This window comes from Streptomyces sp. NPDC002773 (genome assembly GCF_040295605.1).
Taxonomy (GTDB): Bacteria; Actinomycetota; Actinomycetes; order Streptomycetales; family Streptomycetaceae; genus Streptomyces.
The window spans coordinates 21527-37923 of record NZ_JBEOVO010000035.1; the positions used below are offsets into that span (position 1 = coordinate 21527).

Annotated in this window: 17 protein-coding genes and 1 pseudogene; 6 read left to right on the plus strand and 12 right to left on the minus strand. The window is 73.9% G+C overall.

The window, feature by feature from the left end:
• Positions 1–6 precede the first annotated feature (6 nt).
• Positions 7–720 (plus strand): thioesterase II family protein, encoded by a 714-nt coding sequence (locus ABT034_RS29680; RefSeq protein ID WP_351220156.1) that lies wholly within the window; start codon positions 7–9, stop codon positions 718–720.
• On the opposite strand, the gene ABT034_RS29685 is transcribed toward ABT034_RS29680, so the two are convergent.
• A complete protein-coding gene (locus ABT034_RS29685; RefSeq protein ID WP_351220157.1) occupies positions 698–2071 on the minus strand; it encodes a class II 3-deoxy-7-phosphoheptulonate synthase in 1374 nt (457 codons plus the stop codon). The two genes, ABT034_RS29680 and ABT034_RS29685, sit on opposite strands and share 23 nt — an antisense overlap.
• Positions 2072–2277: 206 nt before the next feature.
• Here ABT034_RS29685 and ABT034_RS29690 point away from each other — a divergent pair, with 206 nt between their 5' ends.
• Both ABT034_RS29690 and ABT034_RS29695 read left to right on the plus strand, forming a co-directional pair.
• Complete coding sequence (locus tag ABT034_RS29690) at positions 2278–3816, plus strand: anthranilate synthase component I family protein (RefSeq protein ID WP_351220158.1); 1539 nt, start codon at positions 2278–2280, stop codon at positions 3814–3816.
• Between the two features lie 60 nt (positions 3817–3876).
• Positions 3877–4494, plus strand: coding sequence for an anthranilate synthase component II (locus ABT034_RS29695; RefSeq protein WP_351220159.1), 618 nt, complete (start codon positions 3877–3879; stop codon positions 4492–4494).
• On the opposite strand, the gene pdxR is transcribed toward ABT034_RS29695, so the two are convergent.
• A complete protein-coding gene (pdxR, locus tag ABT034_RS29700; RefSeq protein ID WP_351220160.1) occupies positions 4472–5902 on the minus strand; it encodes a MocR-like pyridoxine biosynthesis transcription factor PdxR in 1431 nt (476 codons plus the stop codon). The two genes, ABT034_RS29695 and pdxR, sit on opposite strands and share 23 nt — an antisense overlap.
• Before the next feature lie 136 nt (positions 5903–6038).
• On the opposite strand from pdxR, the gene trpD reads away from it, so the two are divergent.
• Entirely contained in the window at positions 6039–7097 is a 1059-nt protein-coding gene (gene trpD, locus ABT034_RS29705; RefSeq protein ID WP_351220161.1) for an anthranilate phosphoribosyltransferase, read from the plus strand.
• A gap of 214 nt (positions 7098–7311) precedes the next feature.
• Here the strand turns inward: trpD and trpC are convergent.
• The 10 genes and pseudogenes from trpC to ABT034_RS29755 all read right to left on the minus strand — a co-directional run.
• Positions 7312–8121 (minus strand): annotated as a pseudogene (trpC, locus tag ABT034_RS29710) (indole-3-glycerol phosphate synthase TrpC); the annotation flags it as partial.
• Between the two features lie 76 nt (positions 8122–8197).
• Positions 8198–8908 (minus strand): 2-hydroxychromene-2-carboxylate isomerase, encoded by a 711-nt coding sequence (locus ABT034_RS29715; RefSeq protein ID WP_351220163.1) that lies wholly within the window; start codon positions 8906–8908, stop codon positions 8198–8200.
• A gap of 1 nt (position 8909) precedes the next feature.
• A complete protein-coding gene (gene fabG / locus ABT034_RS29720) occupies positions 8910–9656 on the minus strand; it encodes a 3-oxoacyl-[acyl-carrier-protein] reductase (protein ID WP_351220164.1) in 747 nt (248 codons plus the stop codon).
• Positions 9653–10234, minus strand: a complete 582-nt coding sequence (locus ABT034_RS29725; protein WP_351220165.1) for a 3-hydroxyacyl-ACP dehydratase FabZ family protein — start codon at positions 10232–10234, stop codon at positions 9653–9655. Before ABT034_RS29725 ends, fabG begins: the two co-directional genes overlap by 4 nt.
• Positions 10231–10647 carry an ApeI family dehydratase gene (locus tag ABT034_RS29730; RefSeq protein ID WP_351220166.1) on the minus strand — a complete coding sequence of 139 codons (417 nt, stop codon included), beginning with the start codon at positions 10645–10647 and terminating at the stop codon, positions 10231–10233. Before ABT034_RS29730 ends, ABT034_RS29725 begins: the two co-directional genes overlap by 4 nt.
• A gap of 11 nt (positions 10648–10658) precedes the next feature.
• Positions 10659–11783 (minus strand): beta-ketoacyl synthase N-terminal-like domain-containing protein, encoded by a 1125-nt coding sequence (locus ABT034_RS29735; RefSeq protein ID WP_351220167.1) that lies wholly within the window; start codon positions 11781–11783, stop codon positions 10659–10661.
• Positions 11780–12745, minus strand: a complete 966-nt coding sequence (locus tag ABT034_RS29740; protein ID WP_351220168.1) for an acyl-CoA thioesterase family protein — start codon at positions 12743–12745, stop codon at positions 11780–11782. Before ABT034_RS29740 ends, ABT034_RS29735 begins: the two co-directional genes overlap by 4 nt.
• Positions 12742–13557 carry an alpha/beta fold hydrolase gene (locus ABT034_RS29745; RefSeq protein WP_351220169.1) on the minus strand — a complete coding sequence of 272 codons (816 nt, stop codon included), beginning with the start codon at positions 13555–13557 and terminating at the stop codon, positions 12742–12744. Before ABT034_RS29745 ends, ABT034_RS29740 begins: the two co-directional genes overlap by 4 nt.
• Complete coding sequence (locus ABT034_RS29750; protein ID WP_351220170.1) at positions 13554–14861, minus strand: beta-ketoacyl-[acyl-carrier-protein] synthase family protein; 1308 nt, start codon at positions 14859–14861, stop codon at positions 13554–13556. Before ABT034_RS29750 ends, ABT034_RS29745 begins: the two co-directional genes overlap by 4 nt.
• Before the next feature lie 44 nt (positions 14862–14905).
• On the minus strand, positions 14906–15166 hold the full coding sequence (locus ABT034_RS29755; RefSeq protein ID WP_351220171.1) for an acyl carrier protein: 261 nt from the start codon (positions 15164–15166) through the stop codon (positions 14906–14908).
• 233 nt (positions 15167–15399) lie between these two features.
• Between ABT034_RS29755 and ABT034_RS29760 the strand changes: the two genes are divergently transcribed.
• Complete coding sequence (locus ABT034_RS29760) at positions 15400–16131, plus strand: 4'-phosphopantetheinyl transferase family protein (RefSeq protein WP_351220172.1); 732 nt, start codon at positions 15400–15402, stop codon at positions 16129–16131.
• The gene (locus ABT034_RS29765) at positions 16128–16367 is read left to right on the plus strand and encodes a hypothetical protein (protein ID WP_351220173.1); all 240 of its coding nucleotides are present in this window, start codon (positions 16128–16130) and stop codon (positions 16365–16367) included. The genes ABT034_RS29760 and ABT034_RS29765 overlap by 4 nt, the downstream gene beginning before the upstream one ends.
• Positions 16368–16397 lie beyond the last annotated feature (30 nt).

A 16397-nucleotide genomic window follows, 5' to 3' on the forward strand; every position in this document is an offset into this window, starting at 1 on the left:
GGCCCCATGCCGTGGACCCGTATCACCGCACCGCGGGCCTCGGCCCTGGTGCGGCTCTTCTGCTTTCCGCACGCCGGCGGCTCCCCGCTGTTCTTCCGGGGGTGGAGCGGCGCGCTCGCCGGCGCCGAGGTGTACACCGTGTGCTACCCGGGGCGCGCCGAGCGCCTCGACGAGGAGCCGTTCCGTGACCTGTGCGCGATGGCGCGCCTGATCGCCGAGGAGATCGCCGGTTCGGACGACGGCCGGCGGGTCGTGCTGTTCGGACACAGCATGGGCGCGCTCGTGGCGTACGAGACGGCGGCCGTGCTGGAGGAGCGCGGCTCCCCGGTGTACGGGCTCCTCGTCTCGGGTGCGCGGGCGCCGCACCTGCCGCGCTCCGACGCCCCGGAGGGCCCGGAGGGCGCCCTGCGGACCCTGACCGAACTGGGCGGCACCCCGCCGGAGTTGCTCGACGACCCGGACTTCCGCGCGCTGATCCTGCCCGCGCTCACCGCCGACTTCGCCATGCTCGGCGCGTACGCTCAGCCGGACCGGGCGCCGCTGTCCTGTCCCGTCACCGCGCTCGTCGGGGACGCCGATCCCCGGGTGACCCCGGCGCAGGCCGGGGCGTGGCAGGAGGCGAGCCGGGGCGCCTTCCGGCTGCGGACGGTGCCCGGCGACCACTTCTACCTGGCCGCCGAGCCCCCGTTCGACGTGCTCAGGGACGGCTGCCGGGCGTGAGCGTCGCCGGACGCTCGCGGTACCGCTCGGCGAGGAGGAAGGCCAGGTCGAGGGACTGGTCGTGGTTGAGCCGCGGATCGCAGGCGGTCTCGTAGCGCCGGTCGAGGTCCTCGGTGCGGACCTCGTTGCCGCCGCCCACGCACTCGGTGACGTCGTCACCGGTGAGTTCCACATGGACGCCGCCGGGGTGGGTGCCGAGGGCGTGGTGCACCTCCATGAAGCCGCGGACCTCGTCGAGGACGGCGTCGAAGCGGCGCGTCTTGTGCCCGCTCGGCGCCGTGAAGGTGTTGCCGTGCATCGGGTCGCTGACCCAGCACACCTGGGCCCCCTCCGCGGTCACCTTCTCCACGAGCGTGGGCAGCACGTCGCGGACGCGGTCGGCGCCGGCCCGGAGCACCAGGGTCAGCCGGCCCGGTTCGCGGGCGGGGTCGAGGCGGTCGATGAGGCCGAGGACGTCGTCGGGCGAGGCGGTGGGGCCGAGCTTGACCGCGATCGGGTTCGCGACGCGGGAGAAGTACTCGACGTGCGCGCCGTCCAGGTCCCGGGTCCGCTCACCGATCCACAGCAGGTGCCCGCTCGTGGCGTACGCGCGGCCGGACTCCGCCTCGACGCGGGTGAGGGCGGCCTCGTAGTCGAGGAGCAGCCCCTCGTGGCCGACGAAGAACTCCGCGCTCGTCAGCTCCCCGAGGCCGACCCCGCAAGCCTGCATGAAGGCGAGGGTGCGGTCGATCTCGTCGGCGATCCGCTCGTAGCGCCGGCCGGCCGCCGAGCCCGCCACGAACCCCTGGTTCCAGTCGTGCACCTGGCGCAGGTCGGCGAAGCCGCCGGTGGTGAGCGCCCGGACCAGGTTGAGGGTGGTCGCGGAGGCCTCGTACATCCGCCGCATCCGCCACGGGTCGGGCGTACGGTCCCGCTCGGTGAAGGCGGCGCCGTTGACCGCGTCGCCGCGGTACGACGGCAGGGCCACCCCGTCACGGAGCTCGACCGGGCTGGAGCGCGGCTTGGCGTACTGCCCCGCCATGCGGCCCACCTTCACCACCGGCAGGGCGGTGGCGTGGGTGAGGACGACGGCCATCTGGAGCAGGGTCCTGAGCTTGCCGCGCACGCCCTGGGCGGTCGCCTCGCCGAAGGTCTCCGCGCAGTCACCGCCCTGGAGGAGCACGGCCTCGCCCCTGGCCACCGCCGCCATCCGCTCGCGCAGCCGGTCGCACTCGGCGGCGAGGACCAGCGGCGGCGCCTGGGACAGCCACCGCGTCACGGAGCGCACCTCCCGCCCGTCCGGCCAGTCGGGCTGCTGGGCGGCGGCGCGCGTCCGCCAGGACCCGCCGGATTCATTCAAGTCGCTTTCCATGGTCCGAGCTCCCTTCCCGTGCACGGATCGAAAACTGCGGAAAGCACAGTCCATTACGGCGTCCGGGGTCAAGGAATTCGGAAGTGGTCCGTATCGGTGCGGCGCGATTGGTCTGGCACGCCGACGGCTCGCACGGTTCTCTTTTCATCGTCGGGATGAATCGACCGCTGCCCGGGACGATTTCGAGAATTCGACGGGAGTTCACCATGGCGAAGACGACGGGGACGACGGGGACGACGGGGAGTGAATCCATCGGGGTGCGGGTCGCGGCGGACGAACTGCCGTGGCACGACCCGCTCGACCTGTACACCGGCCTGCGCGAGGCGCTCGGGCCATCGGAGATCTTCCTCTTCGAGGACCTGAGCGGCGAGGGCCCGCGGCAGCGGCTCTCGGCCGCCGTCGGGGTGGGCCGGCTCGCGGAGATCCGCGGCTTCGCCGGCCACGTCGAGATCGACGGGGCGCCGGACGTGGTGCGCGCGCTCGTGGCGGCCGCCGAGGCAGCGGGACTCCACCCGGAGGCGGAGGGGCCGGGTGTGCGCCGGCTGCGGCTGACCCGCTCCGACCAGCTGTGGGACCTGGCGGCCCGCGCCCAGCGGCTCTTCGCCGTCGACACCGGACTGCCCGCCACCGACTACGCCTTCGGATTCCTGACGACGTTCGCGTACGAGTCCGCCTGGCACATGGAGGAGCTGCCGCCCCGCACCAAGGAGACGGACGGCCCCGATGTGACCCTGACGCTGTTCCGGGACACCGTCCGCTACGGACCCGACGGGGTGCGGCTGCTCACGGCCGACAGCGCGGCCTTCCCGCCGCGCCCCGCGCACCTGGACATCGCCCTGGAGGTCTGGGCCGCGGCCCAACGCCCCGAGAACGGCCCGCTGTCACCGGTCCCCGCGGCCCCGGAGCCCCTGGACGTGCGGGACAGCGTCAGCCGCTCGACGTTCCTCGACTGGGCCGGACGCTGCCTCGACCACATCGGGGTCGGTGACATCTACCAGATCCAGATCGGCCACCGCATCGACGTGACGACCGCCCTGGGCCCCGTCGACGTCTACCGCCGGCTGCGCGGCCGCAACCCCTCGCCGCACATGTACCTGCTGCCGCGCGCCGGCAGCACCCTGATCGGCGCGAGCCCCGAGCTGTTCCTGCGGATCGAGGACGGCAGGATCGTCATGCGCCCCATCGCGGGTACGGCTCCGCGCTGCCCGGACGACCACGAGGAGAACCAGCGGCGGATCAAGGAGCTGCGCGAGAGCGAGAAGGAACGGGCCGAGCACATCATGCTGGTCGACCTGTGCCGCAACGACATCGGGCGGGTCTGCCGGCCGAGCGTCCAGCCCGTCGACCGGCTGATGGCGGTGGAGACGTTCTCGCACGTCTTCCACCTGGTGTCCTCCGTCTCCGGCGAGCTCGAACCCGGCACGGACCCGTGGCAGGCCGTACGGGCGACGTTCCCGGCCGGCACCATGACCGGCGCCCCCAAGCTCCGCGCGATGGAGATCATCGACGGTCTGGAGCGGGAGCACCGGGGCGCGTACGCCGGCGCGGTGGGCCTGGTCGACGTGCGCGGCTGGAGCGAACTGGCCCTGTGCATCCGCACCATCGAGTACGACGGCGCCGTCTACTCCACGCAGAGCTCGGCCGGTCTGGTGGCGCAGTCCGACCCCGAGGCCGAGTGGCGCGAGACCCTGGCCAAGATGGGCGCCGCGTACTGGGCGCTGACCGGGGCCGAGCTCTCGGCGTAGGCGAACCCCGCAGCCATTCGTATCCATCCCATCCCCGATACCGCTCTGGAGACGACCGGTATGAAGGTCCTGCTGATCGACGCCTACGACAGCTTCGTCCACATCATCGACCAGTACCTGCGCACCCTCGGGGCGGACACCGAGGTCGTACGGTCCCGCACCCGCTCCCCCGACGAGCTCGCCGCCTCCCGCCCCGACGCGGTGGTCCTCGGCCCCGGCCCCGGACACCCCCGGGACTCCGGCCACGTCGACCTTGTCCACCGCTTCGCCGGCCGGGTGCCCCTGCTCGGCGTGTGCCTCGGCCATCAGGCCATCGCGTTGGCGTACGGCGGCCGGGTCGAGGTCGCCGACCAGATCATGCACGGCCGGATCAGCACGGTCCGGCATGACGGCGCGGGCATCTACCAGGGTCTCGGCCACACGCTTGAGGCCACGCGGTACCACTCGCTGGTCGTCTCCGAACCGCTGCCCGAGGAGCTGACCGTCACCGCGGTCGCCGCCGACCACGGCTATGTGATGGGGCTGCGGCACCGCTCCCTGGCCGTCGAGGGCGTGCAGTTCCACCCGGAAAGCATCATGACGACGGCCGGTCTCACCCTCCTGGAGAACTTCCTCCGCGGCGGCGGCTCCCCGGCGCCCGGGCAGGGCGCGGGGCTCACCGGCGCACGGCCGCGCTGATCCCCGGCGCGAACGCGCCGAACTCCCGTACGGCCGCGCCGATCTCCCGTACGGCCTCGGCCACGCCCGAGCGCGGCAGGTGCGTGTGCCCGACCACGAGCGCGGGCGCGCCCCGCAGCGGCCGTGCGTGGTAGGCCGCCGCGCCGCGCAGCAGCACCGACCGGCCGAGGGCGGCTCCCACGAGCGCCGCCTCGTCGGCGTACCGGGGCAGCCGGACGTACGCGTGGTGCCCCGCGGCCCGGCCGGTGACCTCCGCGCCCGGAAGATGGCGGCGCACCGCCTCGTCGAGCGCCTCGCGGCGGCCGCGGCAGTGGGCGTTGAGCCGGCGCAGGTGCCGGTCGAACGTCCCGCTGCGCAGCAGTTCCGCGAAGGCCAGCTGGGTCAGCGTCTCGGTGCCGAGGTCGTGGCGGGCCCGCCCCCGCAGCAGCGGCTCGACGAGTTCTCCGGGGACCGCGAGCCAGCCCAGTCTGAGGCCGGGTGCCAGTGTCTTGCTGGCGGTCCCGGCGTAGAGGACCCGGTCGGGGGCGAGGCGTTGGAGCGCGAGCGGCCGGGGGGTGCGCTCGTACCAGAGGCCGCCGTCGTAGTCGTCCTCGATGATCCAGCCGCCGACGGCCCCGGCCCACCGGATCAGCGCCTCGCGCCGCCGTGCGCTCAGGGTCACCCCGGTGGGGAACTGGTGGGCGGGCGTCACGAGGACGGCCCGGGCGCCGCTCGCGGCCAGGGCGTCGACGTCGAGGCCCTCGTCGTCGACGGGCACCGGCACCGGGGTGAGGCCGCTCTCCCGCAGGAACCGGCGCTGCCCCGGATGGCCGGGGTCCTCGATGGCGAGCCGGTCCACGCCGTGCCACGGCAGCACGGCGCAGAGCAGGCCGAGGGCGTGCCCGAAGCCGGCCACCACCATGATCGTGTCGGCGTCCGCGCGGACGCCGCGCGATCTGCCCAGGTAGTGGGCGAGTTCGGTGCGCAGGGCGGGCTCGCCGGCCGGCGGCGGGTAGTCGTGGTCGGCGGGCGTGGCCGCGTCGAGGACGCGCTGGTAGCAGGAGAGCCACTCGCGCCTCGGGAAGGCGGGCAGATTGCGTCCCCCCGCCCGCAGGTCCCAGCGGGTCGCCGGGCTGCGGCCCGCGTCGAGCAGCGCGGGTACGACGGCCTCCTCGCCCACGTGCGGGCCCACCCGGGTCCCCGCGCCCCGCGTCGCCTCCAGGTACCCCTCGGCGACGAGCTGCCCGTAGGCCTCCACGACCACGCTGCGTGACACGTCGAGGTCGTCGGCGAGGGCGCGGCTGGACGGCAGCCGGGTGCCGGGATGGAGAACTCCCTCGGATATCTCCTTCTTGATGAACCGCTGGATCTGCGCCGTCAGGGAAATCTCGGAATCCCTCGCGATGTCGACGGTCATGTGCAGTGCCACAGCACTTCCCTCCCTCTGGCGGATTCCCGCGGAAATTGGACCGTACGACTCGGCGGACAGTGGTCTGGAATGCCGGTCGGGCGGTCAGCAGACTGGTGTACGACACGTATTCGGATGTCGGGCTGAGGAGAATTCCATGAGCGCCGAACCGCTGACGCACAGCTGGCCGGATCTGCTGGACGCCCTGCTGAACGGCCGGAGTCTTACCGCGCGGGACACGGAATGGGCGATGGACGACGTCATGTCGGGCAGGGCGGGGCCGGTACGGCTCGCCGGGCTCATGGTGGCGCTGCGGGCCAAGGGCGAGACCGTCGAGGAGATCGAGGGGCTGGTACGGGCCCTGTACCGGCACGCGGTACGTCTGGAGGTCCCGGGCGCCACGCTCGACATCGTGGGCACGGGCGGTGACGGGTCGAACAGCGTCAACATCTCGACGATGTCCGCGGTCGTGGCCGCCGGCGCCGGTGCCCGTGTCGTCAAGCACGGCAACCGGTCGGCGTCCTCGGCCTGCGGCTCGGCCGACGTCCTGGAGGAGCTGGGCGTCGCGCTGCGGCTGGAGCCGGCCGAGATCGCGGAGGTCGCCGAGGACGTCGGCATCACCTTCTGCTTCGCACCGGAGTTCCACCCGGCGCTGCGGCACGCGGCCGGGCCGCGCCGGGAGCTGGGCATCCGTACGGTCTTCAACGCGCTGGGCCCGCTGGTGAATCCGGCCGCGCCGACCGCCTGCGCCGTGGGCGTGGCCGATCCCCGGCTGGCTCCGCTGCTCGCCGGGGTACTGGCCCGGCGGGGGGTGTCGGCGCTGGTGTTCCGGGGCGACGACGGCATGGACGAACTGACGGTCACCACGACCTCCACGGTCTGGTCGGTGCACGGCGGTGAGGTGCGCGAGGAGCGCTTCGACCCGCGGGCCCTCGGCATCCCCCGGGCGGACGCGGGCGCGCTGCGAGGCGGCGACCGGGCGCACAACGCGCGGGTGGCCCGCGAGGTCCTCGCCGGCGCCCGGGGGCCCGTACGGGACGCGGTACTGCTCTCGGCGGCCGCCGGTCTCGCCGCGCTCGAACCGTCCTCGCGGCCCTTCACCGAGCGGCTGTCCCCGGCCCTGTTCCGGGCGGCCGAGTCCATCGACTCGGGCGCGGCGACCGCCGTCCTCGACCGCTGGCGCACGATCACCACGAAGCGTGCGACGGGAGGCTGAACCCCCGTCAGGGCCGGGCCCACGGGGCCCGGCCCTGACGGTCCGGTCGAGGTCGAGGTCGTCACGATTCCGGCGGCCGGGCCGGGGGCGGCGAGGCGGGAAGGGGCCGGGCGGGAGCGGGACGTGCCCGCCCCTCCGGCGCCACGGGGACCCGGCCCGCCGACGCGGGAGCAGGACGTCCCCCGCCCGCAGACACGGGAGCGGACCGCGCCCCGCCCGCCGACGCCGCAGTGGACCGCGCCCCGCCCGCCCTCGTCAGCTTCCGTACCGCCTCGCGCGGGGCGCCGCCCGTCACCAGGCAGGTGCCGACCAGGACCGCGTCCGCGCCCTGACGGGCGTGGGCGGCGACGTCGGCCGGGCCGCGGACGCCCGACTCGGCGATGGCGACGACGTCCGCGGGGAGGTGGGGCGCGACACGGGCGAAGGCCGTCCGGTCCACCTCCAGGGTGCGCAGGTCACGGGCGTTGACGCCGATCACCCGCGCGCCCGCGGCCAGCGCCCGTTCCGCCTCGTCGGCGTCGTGGACCTCCACCAGCGGGGTGAGGCCGATCTCGCCGGCCTGGGCCACCAGGTCGGCGAGCAGCGGCTGGTCGAGCGCGGCGACGATCAGCAGCACGAGGTCCGCGCCGTGGGCCCGCGCCTCCCACAGCTGGTAGTCGCCCAGGACGAAGTCCTTGCGCAGGACCGGCACGCTCACGCGCGAGCGTACGGCGTCCAGGTCGGCGAGCGTCCCGCCGAACCGGCGCCGCTCGGTCAGCACGCTGACGGCACGGGCGCCGCCCGCCTCGTAGTCGGCGGCGAGGGACGCCGGGGAGGGGATGGCGGCGAGCGGCCCCTGGGACGGGCTGGCCCGCTTCACCTCGGCGATCACCCCGGTGCCGCCGTCGCCACGCAGCAGCGCCACGCAGTCCCTGACCGGCCCGGCCTGTGCCGCCCGGTCCCGCAACTCCCGTACGGGCACACGGCGTCGCCGCTCGTCCAGGTCGTCACGCACACCCGCGACGATGTCGTCGAGGACCGTCACGACAGCTCCTCCTCCGCCGAAGGCCCGGCGGAGAGACCCGCCGGCCCCGCGGCCGACGGCCCCCCGCGGCCCGGCCTCATCCGCAGCCCCCCGCGTGGCCGTCGTCGGTGGAGCGGGGGCCGAGTCCGACGGCGGCGGCGACCGGTTCCGGCAGGCGGGGGGCGGGGATCGTCCGTGTCCGGAGGTGGCCGACGAAGTCGGGGAGTCGGTCGAGGCCCCAGAACCGGCTGTAGCCGTGGACGAAGAACGGCACGCCGAACACACCGTCCGCCTCGATGTCCAGCAGCAGCCGCACGCCCTCGCGGCGCAGCTCCGGGTCGTCGGCGGCGCCCGCCGCCGCCTCGCCGTCGACGCCGGCGCCGTCGGCGATCGCGGCCACGACGGCCGGGTCGCAGATGTCGCGGCCCTCCTCCCAGCGCGCCCGGTAGGCCGCCGCCACGTACTCCGGACCGCGTCCCTCGCGCAGCGCGACGAGGTACGCCAGGTGCGGGACCTCCCACACCGGCGCCCGGTCGACCGGCCAGGTCAGACGCAACCCCCGGGCCTTGGCGAGGCGCCCGACGTCCTGGAGGACGTACAGGTGCTTGGCGCGGGACATGGGCGTGTACGGGAAGGCGCCGCCGGCCTCCGTGAGCATCCGCTCGCTGACCGGGTCCGGCTCGAAGAACGGCCGCCACTCGACGGCGGCGGCGACGTCGGGGTGTTCGTCGACCAGGCGGCGGTGGGCGAGCCACGAGTAGGGGCTGCGCAGCGAGAAGTAGAACCGCGGGGTCCTGTCGGCCGCCATGTCAGATCACCAGGCCGCCGTCGACCCCGAAGACCTGCCCGGTGATGTACGAGGCGCGGTCCGACGCCAGGAAGGACACCATGTCGGCGACCTCCTCGGGGCGGCCGAAGCGGCCGAGCGGGACGCGGGCCGCCAGCCGCTCGCCGGCGTCGTCGCCGAGCGCCGAGGTCATGTCGGTGTCGATGAAGCCGGGGGCCACGCTGTTGACGCGGATGCCCCGGGGCGCGACCTCCTTGGCCAGGGCCTTGGAGAAGCCGATGATGCCGGCCTTGGAGGCGGAGTAGTTGGTCTGGGTGGCGTTGCCGTACACCCCGGCCACCGAGGACATGGTGATGACGGACCCGGTCCGGCGCTTGAGCATGGCGAAGACGGCCGCGCGGCAGACGTGGTAGGTGCCGTCGAGGTTGACGCGCAGCACCTCCTGCCAGGACTGGCCGTTCATCATGATGAGCGGGTTGTCGCGGACGATGCCGGCCGAGGAGACGACGACGTGGACGGGGCCGAGCTCGCGCTCGGTCTCGCGGACGAAGTCCTCGGCCTCGAACTGCTCGGCCACGTCGACCTGGCGGGCCAGTACGGTCGCGCCGGCGGCCTCGGCCTCCTTGGCGACGGCCCGCGCCTCCTCCTCGCGCGAGCGGTAGCAGAAGGCGATGTCGTATCCGTCGGCGGCGAGGCGCTGGACCACGCTGCGGCCGATGCCCCGGGAACCTCCCGTGACCAGGGCGACGCGGTTGTCTGCGGACATCATGACCTCTCGTCGGTTGTCTGTGCGGTGGGTCCGGCCGCCGGGTCGAGGACGCCGGCCGGCCGCAGGGCGAGCGTCAGCTGCCCCACCTCCAGGACCGGCCGGTCCCCCACGACGGTGGTGCCGGTGGTGAGGACGGTGTCGCCGAGGTCCCGCACGACGCGGACCTCGTGGACGAGGAGCGCCCCGGGGGCGACGGGGGCCAGGGCGCGCACGTCGCGCACCCCGGCGAGGAGGGCGACGTTCCCCTTCAGGACGTCCGGGTTGGGCCGCTCCCAGCAGGCGAGGAGGACGGCGGCCTGGGCCCAGGACTCGAGCAGCAGGCCGAGCGGGAGGGACGTCTCGCCGTCCCGCCTGGAGTGGTCGGGCCCGGGGTGGAAACCGGGCCCGGCGGCGGCCGTCCGGTGGGCGACGAGCCGCCGCCCGGGCTCCACGTCCACCACCCGGTCCACGAGCAGCGCCGGCGGGCGGTGCGGGATGACCGCGGTGACACGGGCGGTCGCCGTCGCGGGTCCTCCCGCAAGCGTCGTCAGCGGCTCGCCCGCAGGCGTCGTCGCGGGCTCTTCCTGGGGCGTCTTCACGGAGTCTCCTGCGGGTCCCGGGTCTCCCGCGGGTAGTGGAGGGTGATCTCGGCGGCGGGGCGGTCGTCCGCGCTGACGGCGGCGACCGCGCGGACGCCGTCGGCGGTCCGTTCGATCCGCGCCTCGACGACCATCTCCTCGCCGGGCCGTACGGGGCTGAGGAACCGCGCCTTGCGGACGACGACCGGATGGTCGCGCGGTGCCCCGGCGCCGGCGGCCAGCTCGTACACGTACTGGACGAGGCTGAAGCCCGGTACCAGCGGGAAGCCGGGGTAGTGGCCCGCGAGGAACGGGTCGTCGGCGGGTACGGCGAACGAGGTCCGTACGGTCTCCTCGGCCGGCCCGGTCCTCTCGGGTCCCGCGGCCGTCCGCGGGCGGTCCTCCACCAGGCCGAGGGCCTCTTCAAGCGTCATGGGTCGTCTCCTCATCCGCTCAGCAGCGCGCAGCCGACCGTGCCGTCGCGGTCGATGCCGGTGACGAGCGCGAGCTGTCCGGCCGGCAGTCCGCCCCCGGCCGCGAGGGCGAGGACGGCCGCCGTCTGGAAGCCGGTCGCGGCGGCCGAGGTGTCGCCGAGCAGCGGCCGGCAGTGGATCCAGTCGGGCTCCCGGCCGGCCGGCAGTGCCTCCCGCACGGCGTCCTGTTCGCCGTCGGTGCCGAGCGGCACGACGAAGCGGACGTCCCGCGGGTCGGCGCCGGCCTCGTCGAGCAGGGCGCGTACGCACCGGGTCAGGGCGTCACCGGCCTCGTCGGGCCGGTGGTAGGCCCGGAAGCGGGTGCCCCGCAGCCGGGCGAGCGGGGTGCGGCCCGCCTCCCGCGCGGCTTCGGCGGATTCGAGCAGCCAGGCCGCGCCGCCCTCGCCGAGCGGGGTGCGCGCGCCGCCGTCGGCGGCGTGCCACTCCAGCCAGGCCCGCTGCTGCGAGTACTCCTCCGCGACCCCGCACAGCACCCGCTCGCAGTGTCCGCCCCGGTACAGCCGGCGGGCGTAGCCGAGGACGAGGAGGCCGGTCAGCCAGCCGCCCGCGATGGTGGTGTTCGGGCCCTTGATGCCGTGCCAGATGGCGCTCTGGCCGGCCGCCCTGTTCATCACCGTGTTGGGGAAGCGCGCCGGGTCGACGAGGTAGGGCCGGTCCCCCGTGAGCGAGTCGCGGGTGAAGTCCATGATGCTCTGGACGCTGCCGGATCCGGTGCCGAGGACGAGGGCGACGCTCTCCGGGCGCTCGACGAGGGCGGGTCCGCACGCGTCGAGGAGTCTGCCGAAGGTGGAGACGGCGAGGGCGGTGACCCGGTCCATGGTGCGGGTCCCCTTCTTGCCGAGGGCGCCCGCCGCGGTGAAGTCCGGGACGAGCGCGCCCTGCCGGTAGGGCCCGGGGAAGGCCTCGGGGTCCAGGTCGGCGAGCGCGCTCGCCTCCGACCGGATCCCCTCGGCGTACGCGGTCGCCTCCATGCCGTACGGCGAGACCGACGACCAGGCGGTGAAGACGAGTTCGTCCACCGGGCCGGTCCGGTCGGTGGCCCCGGCCGGGCGGCTCGCGACGGCCGCCGCGGTCATGCCGTCCCCCGGCCGACCGCCTTGCCCGCCTTGCCGTTGAGCGCGTTGATCAGACGGTCGTCGAAGTCGACGAGGCTCCAGTCGGCGCGGTTCTCGATGACGGCCCAGCCGTGGGTGATGCGGCCGGTGGTGGTGGGGACGAGGACGCCGTCGCGGAGGACGTAGGTGTCCATGCGGGCGGTGTAGGTGTAGCGCTTGAAGACGTTCTCGACGGTGAAGACGGTGTAGAGCGTCTCCTCCATGCGGGCCTCGTCGAGGACGGTGATCCGCGAGTGCGGGACGACGGGGATCCAGTCCTGCTCGTCGAGGAGGGTCTTGATCGAGACCCCGCGGTCCTCCAGGAAGAGGTCGACGACCTCCTCCATCTGCCGCAGGTACCCGGACATCTGCACGCGCTCGGTGAAGTGGCAGTAGAAGTACGGCATCCGCCAGGCCCAGCCGAAGGCGTTGCGGCCGGCGGTCAGCTGCTCAAGGGGGTCCGTGCCCGGCTGCACCGGGATCGCCTCCGCGCCGGCGCCGAGCCGGTCGACGACGAATCCGGCGAGCTCGGCCGGGGCCTCCTCGGCCTCGTGGCCGCGCGGGTCGAACCGCAGCTGGACGGCGACCTTCGAGACGACGGCCTTCACGGGCTCGCCGTCGCGCTCGGTCGTCATCTCGACAATCAGGCGCAGCCCGTCGCCCTTGCCGGGGGCGGGCCGGACGACGGCGGTGGCGACGCTGTCGATGTGGAAGGCGGTGAGGATCTTGGTGTCGAGGTCGGTGATGTCGACGCCGAGGCCGTACCGCTCGTACAGCTCGCCGGCGGGGAAGCCGCGCTGCCGCAGGTGGTCGTAGACGGCTTCCTCGACCATGTAGTTGACGTGCTTGAAGCCGATCCAGGTGCAGATGTTGGACCCCTCGTAGCGGGGCCGGATCTCCAGGCGGGTGCTGCCGTCCGTGGTGGCGGCCGTGCTGCTGCTCATGTCATCTCCAGTCGGGGAACGGGGGCTGCGGCGGAGTGCCGTGCCGGACGGGGTCCTACGGCGAGGACGTCGTGCAGGAAACCGTGCACGAGACGGGTGACGAGGTCCGGGTCCTCCACCATCGGGAAGTGCCGGCAGCCGTCGAGGCGCTCGAAGCGGGCGCCGGGCACGGCCGCGGCGAGGGCGCTGCCGTCCTCCGGCCGCGCCGCGCTGTCCTTCTCGCCGGACAGCACGAGCAGGGGCGAGCGGACGGCGGCGAGGTCGAGGAAGGGGGTGCGCAGGTACGACTCGAAGAACCGCATCCAGCCGTACGGGCCGATCTGGTCGCGCAGCCGCAGCGCCATCCAGTCCCGGTGGGTCTTGGCGTACCGCTGGGTCTCGCCGACCTCCAGCGCCTCCTCGAAGACGCGGTGGAAGTCGTTGAGGTAGTACGAGATCACCGACCAGTCGAAGTCCCGGGGACTGGACCGGTAGAAGGGGCTGATCAGGACGGTGGGCCGGGGTGCGACGAGACCGGCGGCCCCGGCCTCGGTGAGCAGGTTGGCCGCGTACGAGTGGGCCACGACGGCGTCGTAGGGCTCCTGGAGCAGTTCGACGAGGCACTGGGCGGGCTGGGGCAGGGAGCCCCAGCCCTCGCTGTCGGCCATGGCCCGCCAGGGCAGTTCCACGTCCCACAGCTCCAGGCGTCCGTCGGCGCGGGCCGCGAACGGGTCCCAGACCGAGGGCCGGCCGCCGAGACCGTGCAGCAGGAGCACCCGCAGCGGGTCGCCGTGCGTGGCGGGCCGGCGCAGCCGCGGGGTCACGGCTGTCATGCGGCCGTTTCCGGCTCGTACGGGCCGGCGGCGGCCGACTCGGACGGGTCGACGGACCCCGGCTCGGACCGGTCGGCGGCGGCCGGTTCGTATCTGCCGAGGATCACCACGGCGTTGTTGCCGGCGAAGGCGAGTGCGTTGTTCTGCACGATGCGTACGTCGGCGGGGCGTGCCTCGTTGGGTACCGGGTCCACGCCGCACTCGGGGTCCGTCCGCCGGTGGTTGATGGTCGGCGGGATGAACCCCTCGGTGATGGCGAGGGCGCAGGCGGCCGAGGCGAGGGCGCTGGCGGCCCCCATGGTGTGGCCGAGCATGGACTTGATGGACACCGTGGGCGGGGGGTCGGCGAACACCTGGCGGATGGCTCCCGCCTCGGTGACGTCGTTGGCCTTCGTCCCGGTGCCGTGCGCCGAGATGAAGTCGATGTCCTCGGGCTTGACCCCGGCGTTGCGGTGGGCCAGCTCGATGCAGGCGGCGAGGCTGTCCTGGTCCGGGGCGACCGGGTGGTGGGCGTCGCAGTTCAGACCGTAGCCGAGGATCTCGGCGTAGATCCGGGCACCGCGGGCGAGGGCCGATTCCAGGCTCTCCAGGAACAGGATGCCGGCTCCCTCCCCGGTGAGGATGCCCTTCCGGTCGGCGTCGAACGGCCGGCACACGTCGGGTGCGATGGTGCCGAGCCGGTAGAAGCCGGTGAAGGTCTTGCGGCACACGGCGTCGGCCCCGCCCGACAGGGCGACGTCGACCTCGCCCGCCCGGATCGCGTCGAAGCCGGAGCCGATGGCGTAGTTGCCCGCGGCGCAGGCGGTGGGGATGGTGACCGCCTCCACGTCACGCAGCTCCAGCTCGCGGACGATGCTGCTGGACAGCATCCCCGCGGCGGACCGGCGTGCCACGACCGGGTCCAGGTGCTCGGGCCCGACGGAGAGTTGGCTCTCCATCAGGCCGTCGAGGTCGTGCGACTCCCCGTCGGTGGTGCCGACGGAGACGAGCACCCGGCGGGCGCGCAGCTCCTCCAGACCCATGCCGGCGTCGGACACGGCCATCCTGGCCGCGGCCACCGAGAACTGGCCGGCCCGGCCCAGCTCTCCGGGATCGACGCGCTCGATCCACTCCGCGGGGTCGAAGCCCTCGATCTCACAGCCGTTGGCGTACGCGTATCCGGTCGTGTCGAAGGCGGTGATCGGCTTGACCCCGCTGCGTCCGGTGCGCAGCCCGGTCAGGAACTCGGTGGCCGAGGTGCCGATACTGGTCACCGTCCCCAGGCCGGTGACGACGACCCGGTGCGGCCGGCGCTCACTGCTCATCGCTGTCCCCTCTGTCGGCTCTGTCGGGATCCGTGGCGGGGCGGCTACGCGGAGAGGTTCTCCTGGACGACGGCGACGACGCCGTCCAGGTTCACCATCCGGGTGAGCTCGGTCTGGTCGATCTCGATGTGGAACGTGCGCTCCAGGGAGGAGAGGATCTCGATCGCGCCGAGCGAGTCGGCGTTGTGGTCCTCCTTGAAGAGGCTCGTGTCGGTGACCTCGGCCGGTTCGATCTCGAGGATCTCGCAGACGATCTCCTTGATCTCGGCACGCTGTTCGGTGGTGATCGCGACCGTGCTGGTCATTTTTTTCGCCTCCACGTGTTGACGCAGCTTGTGATGAGGAGTTTTCTCGGCTGCGCTGACACGGAACTGACAAGCAACTGACTCCGGTCGGGCGGGTGTTCCGGCACCGCCGTGGGCTGCGTTGTTCGGCGTCCGCTGAAACACCTGGCCCTGGGCGGGCGAGCGCGTCAAGGTGGTCGATCGACACCTCCGCGCCCGCCCGCACCGCTGGAGAAGGCTTGAACCCCCGCCTCTTGCCCCGCCTCTTGCCCCGCCGGATCACCGTCGTCGTCACGCCCACGCCGGCCCTGGACGCCGCGGCCTCACGTGCCGCTCTGCTGACCGCCGCGACCCGCGTCTGCGGGGTCGCGCCGGGCTCGCTGCGGCTGCGGCACGATCACCTCGGCCGCCCCCTGCTGTCCGGTCTCGGCGAGGGGCTGTGGGTGAGCCTCAGCCACGGTCGCGGCCTCGCCGCCCTTGCCCTGTCGGACGTGGGGCCCGTCGGCGTCGACGTCGAGGTCCCCCGCCGGGTGGCCGCCGAGCAGCTCGCCGCCCGGTGGTTCCCCGCAGCGGAGGCCGCGTGGGTACGCGCACGGCCCGAGGCGGAGCGGGACCTGGCGTTCTTCTGGCTGTGGACGCACAAGGAGGCGATGGGCAAGGCCTACGGGACCGGTCTCGACTCGGGCGGGCTCGAACGGCCCGGTCCGCTGCCGCCCCGGTGGCCGCCGGCTCCGGGCCGCCGGCTGCGACCGCTCCCGGCCCCGGGCGCCCCGCCGCACGCCGGCACGGAGCCGCCTGTACGGCACTCGGTCACGGCGCCGCATGCCTGGCACTCCGTCACCGCGCCGTTCGCCGGGCCCGGCGGGGTCCTCGCCGTGGCGGCGCTCGGCCCGCGGGCCCGGGGTGCGGCCGTGGACGTACGGCTGTGCCCGGCGCCGCTCCGGCGGCCGGAGCACCTCACGAGTCGAAGGGAAGCGACGACATGAACGGCGGGCTCATCGCCATCCTCATCACGTTCATCGTGGTGCTCGGTCTCAGCACGAGCACGGTCGCCTACTTCGTCCTGCAGAGACATCGCGCGGACGGGGTCGCCATGGCCCAGTACCGGCTGCTCGCGGAGGAGGCCGTGGCACGGCAGGAGTCGCTGCACCGGACGCTCAGGGAAATCACCGACCGGCTGTGCGCCGTCGAGTTCATGCTGCGGAGCGTCGACGAGGGATGAGCACGCGTACCAGCGACCACGACCGCACGA